Annotated in this window: 6 protein-coding genes; 4 read left to right on the forward strand and 2 right to left on the reverse strand. The window is 37.6% G+C overall.

The window, feature by feature from the left end:
* Nucleotides 1-123: 123 nt before the first annotated feature.
* Nucleotides 124-1,008 (forward strand): mechanosensitive ion channel family protein, encoded by an 885-nt coding sequence (locus tag JP39_RS10520; protein ID WP_245626329.1) that lies wholly within the window; start codon nt 124-126, stop codon nt 1,006-1,008.
* A gap of 64 nt (nt 1,009-1,072) precedes the next feature.
* On the opposite strand, the gene JP39_RS10525 is transcribed toward JP39_RS10520, so the two are convergent.
* Nucleotides 1,073-3,274 (reverse strand): Tex family protein, encoded by a 2,202-nt coding sequence (locus JP39_RS10525; protein WP_041500298.1) that lies wholly within the window; start codon nt 3,272-3,274, stop codon nt 1,073-1,075.
* Nucleotides 3,275-3,510: 236 nt separating this feature from the next.
* Between JP39_RS10525 and JP39_RS10530 the strand changes: the two genes are divergently transcribed.
* The 3 genes from JP39_RS10530 to JP39_RS10540 all read left to right on the forward strand — a co-directional run bounded on the left by JP39_RS10530 (nt 3,511) and on the right by JP39_RS10540 (nt 9,406).
* The gene (locus tag JP39_RS10530; protein WP_041500297.1) at nt 3,511-4,920 is read left to right on the forward strand and encodes a C69 family dipeptidase; all 1,410 of its coding nucleotides are present in this window, start codon (nt 3,511-3,513) and stop codon (nt 4,918-4,920) included.
* Nucleotides 4,921-5,051: 131 nt separating this feature from the next.
* Nucleotides 5,052-6,242 (forward strand): exonuclease SbcCD subunit D, encoded by a 1,191-nt coding sequence (locus JP39_RS10535; protein WP_041500296.1) that lies wholly within the window; start codon nt 5,052-5,054, stop codon nt 6,240-6,242.
* Nucleotides 6,239-9,406, forward strand: coding sequence for an SbcC/MukB-like Walker B domain-containing protein (locus JP39_RS10540; RefSeq protein WP_041500294.1), 3,168 nt, complete (start codon nt 6,239-6,241; stop codon nt 9,404-9,406). The genes JP39_RS10535 and JP39_RS10540 overlap by 4 nt, the downstream gene beginning before the upstream one ends.
* 43 nt (nt 9,407-9,449) lie before the next feature.
* On the opposite strand, the gene carB is transcribed toward JP39_RS10540, so the two are convergent.
* Nucleotides 9,450-12,626: a carbamoyl-phosphate synthase large subunit gene (carB, locus tag JP39_RS10545; protein WP_041500292.1), complete on the reverse strand. Its 3,177-nt coding sequence runs from the start codon at nt 12,624-12,626 to the stop codon at nt 9,450-9,452.
* Nucleotides 12,627-12,639 lie beyond the last annotated feature (13 nt).

A 12,639-nucleotide genomic window follows, 5' to 3' on the forward strand; every position in this document is an offset into this window, starting at 1 on the left:
ATTGCTGCACAAACTTTCCACTTAAAACGAATAGGCCTAGTAATCTGATTTTAGATTATTAGGCCTATTTGCATTAATACTTGAAAAGTTGACCATGTTTTGTCCCACTCTGGCTTTTTCTTTTTGCTATACTATATTTACAGCTTTTTGAAAGGAACAATCATCTTGAAATCATCCCTTAACTTAAATTCTCTAATTAAAAACATGTTTCTCAAAGTCGACTGGGAATCGGTCTTGCAACATATCGCTGGTGTTTTATTCCAGCTAATCCTATTAACAATCGTCCTATTATTAATCAATTGGATTGGTAAAAAAATTATTCGCCATATCTTCAAAACTGGATTACGTGGCACTAAAGCATCCATTTCACCCAAGAAACTCGACACAATTTACACATTAGTCCTTAATATTTTCAAATATATCCTGATATTCTTCTGGATTTACGCTATTCTTTCAGCCATTGGGATTCCTGTTGGGACATTGATTGCTGGTGCCGGAATCTTCAGTTTGGCAATTGGACTTGGTGCGCAAGGTTTCGTTTCCGATATGGTCAACGGATTTTTCATCCTATTAGAACAACAAATCAGTGTTGGCGATACGATTAAAATCAATAGTATTGAAGGTCGTGTTACATACGTTGGTATTCGGACTACGCAAATTCAAAGTATCGACGGAACTCTCAACTACATCCCCAACCGTAATATCACCGTTGTCAGCAATAAATCCCGTAACAATATGCAGGCTCTAATGGAAATTCCTATCTTCAACGACTCCCCTTTTAACGAAATTACGAAGATTATTGAAGATATTAATCAAAATTTGAATTTAACTGAACTAAATATCACCAAACGTCCTGCTATTATTGGTTTTGCCAATCAAAACGACGGTACATTGACCATTCAAGTTGCAGCCTACACTAAACCAGGTGCTCAATTTGAAGCTAGAAATGTCTTGTTAAAAACATATTTGTCAGCCATTAAAGATGCTAACATCGATTTACCTAAATAAAATATGGCAAAAGGCCTTGAGCTTGGAAATGAATCCACAGTTCAGGGCCTTTTTATGACTAAATTTAATTATTAACTTTATCTTTACGCATCGTCAATTGAATACGATTGCGATTCTCGTCGACACTTAGTACCCAAACAGTCACAATATCGCCAATCGTTACTATCGTACTAGGATCACTAACAAATCGGTCAGCTAACTGTGAAATATGCACTAATCCATCTTGTTTAACCCCGATATCAACAAACACACCGAAATCAATCACATTTCTAACTGTACCTTGAAGTTCCATCCCTGGTTTAAGATCAGCCATAGTTAAAACATCTTGTCGGAGCAATGGTGCTGGCATATTGTCACGCAAATCTCTACCTGGCTTACTCAATCCGTCAATAATATCAGTTAGAGTTTCCTCACCAATATCCAACTTTTGAGCCCACTCGTGTTTATTTAATTCCACTAATTTTTGGTGAAGCTCAGTGGTACCAACTGATTCAATAGACATATCAATTTCTTTCAACAATTTCCGTGTGGCAGCATAGCTTTCCGGATGAATATCAGTGTTGTCCAGCGGATCATCTCCAGAAATAATTCTTAGAAAGCCGACTGACTGTTGATAGGCTTTAGGTCCCAATCGAGGAACTTTCTTTAATACTTCACGTTTATTGAAGGTACCATTTTCATTTCGAAACTTTACGATATTTTTAGCTGTCGTTGCAGTCAAACCAGAAATATGAGTCAAAAGTTCGGGACTTGCTGTATTAACATTAACTCCCACTTGGTTTACAGCTGTTTCTACAACTCGGTCTAACTGTTCATCTAAATCTTTTTCAGGAACATCATGTTGATATTGACCTACACCGATTGCTTTTGGATCAACTTTTATCAATTCCGCCAATGGATCCTGCAAACGACGACCAATACTGATTGCTGAGCGCTCTTCAACGTGCAGATCACCAAATTCTGAACGGGCATTTGCACTCGCCGAATAAACTGAAGCACCTGCTTCATTAACAATTACGTAATAAACCGGACGTTTTAGAGTTTTTAAAATTTCACTTACAAACTCTTCAGATTCTCGACTGGCAGTTCCGTTCCCAATAGCAATCATTTCAACTTGATAATCTTCTAGTAACTTCTTAAATTCAGTTTTAGCTGCATCCCGTTTTTCTTTGTTAGCCGGCTTGTGAGGATAAATTACTTGTTTGGTCAAAAATCTTCCGTTAGCATCGACAATTGCTAATTTACAGCCCGTTCGATAGGCTGGATCGAAGCCCATAACAACTTTGCCTTTCAATGGTGATGCCATCAAAAGATGATACAAATTATTTCCAAAGACTTTAATGGCATGTTCATTTGCTTGGTCAGATAGCTTGCGACGAAGTTCTCTGGCAATAGCTGGTCCCAAAAATCGTTTGTATGCATCCGCAAAGGCATTCTGGACTTTTTCGACAGCTGGTCCTTGATGACGACCAATTATTCGAGAATTTCCAAAATTCATAATTTTATCGGTATCAATGGAAATACCAACGGTCAATATTTTTTCACGTTCTCCACGGTTAATGGCTAAGGTCCGGTATGGAGGGATTTGTTTCAATGATTGTTGAAAATCGTAATATGTTTCGTAAGTTTGTCCCTCATCCTTTTCCTTAGCACCACGTTTAACCTTGCTAGTCAATTCACCATTTTGCCAAGTATATCCTCGTATCCATTCACGGAAACTAGCATTTTCACTGAATTGTTCGGCCAAAATTTCGTTGACTCCAGCCCAAACGTCCTCTAAATTAGCTAACTTTTTACTAGCATTAATAAATGAACTCGCTTTGTTATTTAAACCGCCTGATGGAAAACTTAATAGCCAATTTGCTAGTGGTTCTAGCCCAGCTTCTCGAGCAATACTAGCTTTGGTCTGCTTCTTTTGTTTATATGGAAGATATAAGTCCTCCACTTGTTGTAATACCGTTGCTTCTTCAAGCTGCTTCTTTAATTTCGGCGTTAACTTGCCCTGTTCCTGAATCAAATTAATGACATCTTCACGTCGTTGATTTAACTTCATTAATCGATGTGCTTCATCTTCAATATCACGAATGGCAACTTCATCCAAAGTCCCAGTCCGTTCCTTACGATAACGGGCAATAAATGGCACAGTATTCCCTTCATCCAACAACTCTAGAACTGCTTTGATTTGTTGAGATTTGTACTTATTCATTTGTTTATGGACTGATTGAGTCAAATCAACCATATTATCTTCTGACTTACTTGCTGCCATGTGTACCTCCAGTTTTAATCAAACCGCTTATTTATGCTTGGACAAAAATGACCAATTATCACATTGCTTTTATAAGTATACTATCAAAAAGACGATCCTCCAGTTCTAAAAGAACAAGAAAATCGTCATATTTGCTATACATCATCTGATAAGAACAATTTATCACTAATTTGTCTAACCATATTAGAAAAGTTATAATTAAACAATAGAAACCATAAAAGGGAGCTAATTATATAATGGAAAAACGCATTAAAGGTTCATGTACATCAATTTTAGTCGGTAAAAAGGCTTCAATCGATGGCTCAACAATTATTTCTCGAAACGATGATGGTCACGAAGCACTAGATCCTCAACGTTTTGTAGTTGTAAACCCTGAGGACCAACCAAAAACTTACACTTCAGTTATTAGTAAAGTTAACGTTGATCTTCCTGACAACCCACTCCGTTACACATCAATGCCTAACTCAATTTTGACAAATGGTATCTGGCCAGCCGCCGGTATTAATAGTAAAAACGTTGCTATGTCAGCAACTGAAACAATTACTACTAATTCACGTGTCTTAGGACTAGATCCATTCGTTGAAGGTGGACTTGGTGAAGAAGACCTTGTTACCGTAGTTCTTCCATACGCCAACAGTGCCCGTGAAGGTGTTAAACGTCTTGGTTCATTGTTAGAAAAATATGGTACTTACGAACCAAACGGTATCTCATTTGCTGACAAAGAAGAAGTTTGGTGGCTTGAAACTATCGGTGGACACCACTTTGCTGCCGTTCGTATTCCTGACGATGCCTATGTTGTCGCTCCTAACCGTATGAATATCGACGATTTCGACTTCGATTCTGATGACACAATTTGTTCAGACGATTTGAAGGAAATGATTGATAACAATAATTTGAATCCTGATTTTGACAAATATAATTTGAGACATATTTTTGGTAGCTCATCTATTAAAGATACTGTTTACAACAACCCACGTACTTGGTATGGTCAAAGATTCTTCAGTCCCGACGACACACCAGATGATCCAATGGACCAAGATTTGCCATTCATTTGTCACGCCAACCGTAAAATTTCTATTGAAGATGTAAAATTTGTCTTGAGTTCCCATTTCGAAAATACTAAATATGATGTTTACGGAAATGGTACTGATGCTGAAAAGAAACTCTTCCGTCCAATCGGAATTAACAGAAACCACAACGTTCACATTCTCCAAATTAGAAATAATGTTCCCACTGAAATTGCTGGTATCCACTGGTTAGCTTACGGTGCCAACACATTCAACACAGTTGTTCCTTTCTACGCTAACGTCAACGACACACCTGCACCATACAAAAATGCTACTGGCAAATTCGACCTTAATAACATGTATTGGTTGAGTTGTACAACAGCTTTACTTGGTGATACTGATTATGACTTCTACGTTGACATGCGAAACGATTACGAACTCGATGCTATGAGTGCTTATCGTAAAATCCAAAACGATACTGATACCGATATTAAAGATGCCAAAAATGTTGAAAAATATTTGGAATCAGCTAACGAAAAATTGGCTACAACTGCTTTTGAATTACAAACTAAATTGCTCGGAGACATGGTAACAATGGGTTCTGAGAATATGAAGCTCCGTTACAATTTAAACGATTAATACTTTTGAAGACGATAATTAATTTATCGTCTTTTTTTGACATTTTAGCGAACATATGTTCTTAGAAGATGATATACTTTTCCTTGTAGAAAGATAACTTTGATACAATGAACTCAATGGAGGAATTGCCGATGAAACTTTTACATACAGCTGACTGGCATATTGGTCGAACATTAAATGCACTGTCTCTTTTGGACGAACAAAAGCATGCCTTTGAGCAAATATTACAAATTGCTAAAGATGAACACGTTGATGGCGTTGTTATTGCGGGTGATATTTATGACCGCGCCATCCCTAATCCCGAGGCCGTAACTGCCTTAGATAAAATGCTTCGTGAAATAAATTTGGAAAACAACATCCCTATTTATGCTATTTCTGGTAATCACGACAGCGCCAAGCGGCTCAACTATGGTCGTGAATGGATGGAACACACTAATTTTCACCTAAATACCCTTCTAAAAGAAGCCTTTACACCAGTTGAGACTGACGAGGCTCAACTTTTTCTATTGCCATTTTTTGATCCAATCGATGCCCGTGTTTACTACAAAGAGCAAGGACTCCCCGATGAAGAAGTTAAAAGTATTACAACAATCAGTGATGCCATGAATTTAGTCGTCAGCGATATGGTGAAATTATTCGACAAAAATAAGAAACATATCTTGATAACCCACTTTGCTGTCACTCCTCATAAAGATGAAGAGATTGACCTTACTAGTGAAACTACGTCTAAAGTCGGTGGTTTAGCCACATTAACCGCTGATCAATTCCAAGCTTTCGATTATGTAATGCTTGGTCATATTCATACCCGTTTTGCCTCCCCAAGTGAGACTATCCGTTATTCTGGTAGTCCTGTTAAGTTCAATATCAAAGAAGCACGTCTCAAAAATAAAGCTAAAGGTGTCGATATCGTTACCATTGACGATTCTGGTATTACACGTGAATTCAAACCTTTAACACCAAAAACTGATTTAATTGTCCTCGAAGAGAATTGGCAAACTCTCTGTGATGCTGACTTTTACAAACAACAACCAGTTAATAAAGATTGGTTTGCGATAACTATTAAAGATTTTGACCGTAGTGAACACATTCAGACTAATATCCGTGCTGAGTTGCAAAAACGTTATGGAACAATTGTCGAATTAGATTATCAAGTCAATCAAGACAAAAATGATTTACAGCACGTTGCAGTCAATATCAATGAAATCAGCCCTGAAGAAACGGTCGACAAATTTTTTCAAACTATTACCGGCAAGGACTTATCAACTAAACAAAAGAACATTGTTGAGACTATCTTCAATGAAGTAGAAAGAGAGCACAAATGAAACCAATTTACTTAGAAATCAATAATTTTGGACCTCATGCACACTCAGTTATCGACTTTCGAAAACTTGATGAATCACCAATTTTCTTAATTGGTGGCGATACTGGTGCTGGAAAATCGACTATCTTTGATGCTATGACTTATGCTCTCTTCAACACTACAACTAGTGATCGTGATGCTAGAGAAATGCGCAGCCAGTTTGCTGGTCCCAAAGATATTACAAAAGTCATTTTCTACTTTGAACAAAGTGGCAAAATTTATAAAATCGAACGTACACCACTCCAAGTACTAGCCAAAGAACGCGGTACCGGTAATACCACCCGAAATCCCACAGCCAATTTATCAGTTGTCGAAGATGTCGGTGGTATTGAAGTTGAAAGTATTGCATCAAAACCAGCCGATGTCGGAATCTCTATTACTGAAATTCTCAACTTAAACGCTGATCAATTTAAGAAGATTATTCTGCTACCACAAAATGATTTCTCAGAATTTTTGAAATCTAACACCAACGACAAAGAAAAAATTCTCAAAAAAATCTTCGGTACTCAATTATTCACCGACTTTACAACTAAATTGAAAGACCATTTTGATGCAGCTAATGCTAAATCAACTGATTTTAATAACGAATTAAAGTCGCAAACTGAATCTCCTGTTTGGTCTGATGAAGAACAGACAGAATTATCGAAGACTACCAACGACCAATTGACCGTTGTCCTGAAAGGATACCTAGACCAACGTCAAACTAATTTAGTTAACGCTCAAGCAGCCGAAAAGAAAATTGATGCTGAATATGAAACTGCCGACAACAAATACCGTGCAGCCGAAACCATCAAAAACAACTTTGAAAGTTTAGCTGAATCCGAACAGGAATATAAAACTAAAATCATCGACCAAACTCAAGATATCAAGTTAAAACAAACTCATATTGACGAATTAACCTGGGCCCAACCACTCCGTGAGACTGTTCGTGACCTTGATAAAATTACAACTGAACAAAAAGAAACTGCTAAAGATGAGCAAACATTCACTCAAAAATTAACAGCTTCTCAAAATGAATTGGATCAATCAAAAAAATCATTTACTAAGCTCAATTCTCAAACTAAAGAATTTGATAGCAAAAACGAGCAAGTTCAAAAGTTAAGCGTGGTTATATCAAAAGTCCAAGATATTGAAAATATTAAAAAGGCACTAGCTAAACTCAAACCCCAATTGGAACAAGCTCAACTTAACCTAACCTCTCAAACTGAGGCCGTTGAAAAAATCAAGCAGGAGATTGAAACCAAGAAACAAAGTGCCACTGATTCAGAATCCTTAAATAACCAAAAAGATAAATTAAATAACGAGAAGAACAATATCAGCGACACGCTCACTCCCTTGGCTAACAAACGTGACACAACCATTGCTGAAGCTCAACGACTTCAAGAACGACTTAAGAAATTAACCGCTGAAGCCGAGACCAAAAAATTGACACTTGCTAAAGCTAAGGCAGTCTATCAAGAAAAGATTAAAACCAGACAGACATTAATGATTGCCCAATTACGTCAAGAACTTGAAAATGGCCAACCCTGTGCTGTCTGTGGATCCACCGACCACCCTTATGCTGAACATGTAGTTACTGCTGATGAGGCCGGACTACGAAAGTCTATGGATGAAGTTGATGACTCTCAAAAAGCCTATGCTGCAGCTGACAATGCCGTTAAAGAAATCAATCAAACATTAGATGACCTATCCGCTGAATTCAGTCAAAAGCAACTTGAATCAGTCGAGGCACTAAGAAATCTTTCATCTAAATATAATGAATTACTTGAAACGGTAAGTATCGACTTACCAGCTGAATTTGATATGGAAAAGATTCGTGACCAATTCCAAATTACACTTGATGAAATAAACAAAGAACTAAAAGCTGCTCAAAAATTAAAGCAAGAAATTCAAGCTTTGGAACAACAGCAACAAGATATCCAAAACGATTTGTCAGCTGCCAATGCTAAAGTGGAACGTCTATTAGCACAACAACAAACACACACTAAAGATTTGGAATCTAAAGTACAAACGCTCGATAACCCTGATGTATCCAGCACCGAATTGCTTCAACAACAAGCTCAGTTAAAACATGATTACAACGAGTTCCAAGCTAACTTGAAACAAGCTCAGAAATCATTGAACGACGCTGAAAAGAACTTCAGTAATAATCAAACTCACCTAAATGACATCAAAGGCCGTTTAACAAAACAAAACGATACACTCAAGAGTTTATCTGCCGAATTAGATCAAGCATTAAACTCTGAATCTGCTAAAACCAACGATTACGATACCTTGGATAAATGGATTCTCGAGTTAAACCAAAATCAACTAACCGAATTGCAAAATACTATCGTCAGTTACAACAAAGAAAAAGAAATGCTAACCAACAGTATTAACAAACTCAAGAAGGCCATCGAAGGATTAGAAAAGCCTGATACAGACAAATTGAAACAAGCCCTCGACGAAGTCCAAATTCAACGTAAAGCTGCAATTTCTCAAGCCGCGACTGCCAAATCAGACTTCAACAACGCCCAAAAGAGTTTCGACAAAGTGACAGATATCATGAAACAACAAGGAAGCTTTGCTAAAGAATTAGCTGCAATCACTAGCCTCTACAACGTTGTGAATGGTAAAGATGGCAATGACAGCAAGTTGAAACTAGAAACTTATGTCGTTCAAAACTATCTGCAACGAATTCTGTCATACGCTAATGAAACATTCCTCAATCGCTTATCCCATAACCGTTATTACTTCGTTATCTCAGAAAAAGCTGCCGATAAGCAACGTGATCACGGATTAGATATCAATGTATACGATCGAGAAACAAACGCCATTAGATCATCTGATACCCTCTCTGGTGGTGAAACATTTATCGCTGCCCTATCAATTGCTTTATCACTCAGTGAAGTCGTTCAATCATCAGCCAATGGTGTGCAAATTGACGCCCTATTCGTCGATGAAGGATTCGGTTCACTCGATGATGAAACACTCAGTGAAGCCATGAATGCTCTCGAAGATATCGGTAAAAACCGGATGGTTGGTGTTATCAGCCATATTGAATCAATGAAACAAAGTATTGGTCAACAATTACTCGTCAAGAAACTTGGAGACGGTAAGAGTGAAATTGAATTAATCAACAAGTAAGCAATAAAAATAGCATCCCACGCTCGGGATGCTATTTTTGTCTCTATAATGGATTAACACTGATAAAACGTTTCTCTAATACTTTCAAAATCGCATTAGCAGTATCAAGTGATGTATAAAGTGGCACTGAATTTAAGACTGCATTTTGACGAATAATATAACCGTCAGAATGGTGACTTCTACTCTCGCCCAAGGTATTGATCAATAATTGAATCTTATTGTGACTCAAGTAATAGACAATATCTTCTTTTGCTTGGCCGACTTCAGGGACAACTTTCGCTTTAATACCCTCTTTGTTGAGGTATGCGGCAGTTCCCTTAGTTGCCAAGATTTGGAATCCAACGTCATGGAAACGATGAGCTAATGAACTAGCTTCTTGCTTGTCGTTGTCATTGACAGTTATCAAGACATTACCAGCATCTTTAATATGTTCATTAGTTGCTTCAAAAGCTTTGTACAAAGCTTCAGTATAGTCGAGTCCGGAGCCCATAACTTCGCCGGTTGACTTCATCTCAGGTCCCAAAGCACTATCAACATTGTTTAGTTTATTGAAGGAGAATGTTGGTGCTTTAACGTGAATCAAACGAGATTCTGGTTCCAAGCCTGGCTCTAGTCCGAGTGTATTAAAATCAGCTCCCAGAATTAGCTTAGTAGCAATTCTTGCCATTTGAATACTTGTTACCTTACTCAAGAAAGGCACAGTCCGACTGGCACGAGGATTAACTTCAATTACGTAAGCTTGGTTATCGTGAATAACAAATTGAACATTCATGATACCGACACACTTCAATTCTTTGGCCAATAACTTAGTGTATTTAACAATTTGAGCTTGAACTTCATCCGGAATATTTTGAGGAGGATAAACCGCCATCGAATCACCAGAGTGCACACCAGATCTTTCGATATGTTCAATGATACCTGGTAGTAAAACATTCTTACCATCACTCAAGGCATCGATTTCACATTCACGTCCGGTCAAATATGTATCAATTAAAACTGGATGATCATTGGAAACATGAACTGCTTCGTGCATATACTTGTCGAGTTCTTCGTCAGATCTGACAATTTCCATAGCACGACCACCGAGAACATAACTTGGACGAATCAAAACTGGATAACCAATCTTATGAGCAACTTCAAGCGCACCTTCTTGAGATGTAGCAGTACCACCAGCCGGTTGTGGAATATTCAATTTTTTAATAATTTGATCAAATAAATCACGGTCTTCTGCGCGGTTGATATCTTCAACTTGAGTACCTAAAATCTTGATACCATTTTCTTTCAAAGGTTCTGCTAAATTAACAGAAGTTTGACCACCAAATTGAACGATTGCACCGACAGGTTGTTCCAAATCGCAGACATTCAAAACATCTTCCAATGTCAAAGGTTCAAAGTACAATTTATCAGCGACTGAATAGTCAGTTGAAACAGTTTCAGGATTGTTATTGATAACGATGGCCTTATAGCCCATTTGTTGCACAGCTCTGACACAGTGAACTGTTGAATAGTCGAATTCAATCCCCTGACCAATTCTGATTGGACCAGAGCCGAGGATTAATACCGATTTATTAGACATCTTTGCTGATTCATTTTCAGTTTCATAAGTACTGTAGAAGTAAGGAGCTGCCGCTTCAAACTCACCAGCACATGTATCAACTGTCTTGTAAGTTGGTAGAATTTCACTCTGAATTCTAAAGTGACGAATAATATCTTCATCCAAGTCATTCAAACGAGCAATGGTTTTATCAGAATAGCCTAATCGCTTAGCTTCTAAAACAATCTCTTTATCCAATGTTCCATTAGTCAAAACTTTTTCATAGTTGATGATATTTTTGATTTTGGCAAGGAAGAAAGGATTAATCGCTGTTAAGTCTTTGATAGTTTCATAAGAAACATCACGTCTCAATAGTTCGGCGATATAGAACAAACGGTCATCAGTTGGTGTTTGAATATATTTTTCCAAATCTTCAATTGATTTATCAGCCAGCGAATCCATAATCAAATCTTCTTGATCAATTTCCAGTGAGCGAACAGCTTTTTGTAGGGCTTCTTCGATATTTCTACCTAAAGCCATAACTTCACCAGTTGCCTTCATTTGGGTACCAATAGTCCGGTCAGCCTTAGAAAACTTATCAAATGGCCAACGAGGAATCTTACAGACAACATAGTCCAAAGCAGGTTCAAATTGAGCAAAAGTCTTCCCAGTGATTGGATTGATAATTTCATCCAATGTCAAACCAACTGCAATTTTGGCCGCAATCTTAGCAATCGGATAACCAGTTGCTTTTGATGCCAAAGCGGAAGAACGACTGACACGAGGGTTAACTTCAATAATGAAGTAATTACTTGTTTTAGTATCGATGGCAAGTTGCACATTACAACCACCTTCGATTTTTAAAGCACGAATAATTTTTAGGGAAACATCACGTAGTTTTTGAATTTCATTATCAGTTAACGTTTGAATTGGAGAAATAACAATTGAATCTCCGGTATGAATACCGACGGGGTCAACGTTTTCCATGTGACAAACAGCTAAAGCATTATCGGCACTATCACGCATAACTTCAAATTCAATTTCTTTATAACCAGCAATACTTTGTTCAATCAATACTTCAGTTGATGGTGAAGCTTTTAAACCACGTTCAACAATTTCTTCTAATTCAACGTAATCGTGAGCAACCCCACCACCAGTTCCACCCATAGTAAAGGCAGGACGGATGATAACTGGAAAACCGATATCATCGACAAATTTTTTAGCTGCTTTATACGTGTGAGCTGACTGTGAAGCAGGAACTGGTTCGTGTAATTTATTCATCAATTCCTTGAATTCTTCACGGTCTTCAGCTTCGTTGATTGTATTTAATTTAGTTCCAATAATTTCAATATCTAATTGATCTAGGATACCAGCTTCTTGCAACTGCACGGCCATATTCAAACCAGTTTGACCACCCAGAGTGGGAATAATGGCATCGGGATGTTCCTTTACCAAAACTTTCTCAACAAATTCCAGCGTAATCGGTTCAATATACACTTTATCGGCAATATGCTTGTCAGTCATAATCGTGGCTGGATTAGAGTTGATCAAAACCGTCTCATAGCCTTCTTCTTTCAAAGCTAGACAAGCTTGTGTTCCTGAATAATCGAATTCGGCAGCCTGACCAATAATAATTGGACCGGAACCGATAATCATAATTTTTTTAAGGTCTGTTCTTTTTGGCAATTTATTCCCCTCC

It is taken from the genome of Companilactobacillus heilongjiangensis, from assembly GCF_000831645.3.
In the GTDB taxonomy this organism is placed as follows: Bacteria; Bacillota; Bacilli; order Lactobacillales; family Lactobacillaceae; genus Companilactobacillus; species Companilactobacillus heilongjiangensis.

Coding starts and splice junctions, on each gene's coding strand:
- JP39_RS10530 (WP_041500297.1), top strand. CDS start 3,511: ATGGAAAAACGCATTAAAGGTTCATGTACATCAATTTTAGTCGGTAAA.
- JP39_RS10535 (WP_041500296.1), top strand. CDS start 5,052: ATGAAACTTTTACATACAGCTGACTGGCATATTGGTCGAACATTAAAT.
- JP39_RS10540 (WP_041500294.1), top strand. CDS start 6,239: ATGAAACCAATTTACTTAGAAATCAATAATTTTGGACCTCATGCACAC.
- JP39_RS10525 (WP_041500298.1), bottom strand. CDS start 3,274: ATGGCAGCAAGTAAGTCAGAAGATAATATGGTTGATTTGACTCAATCA.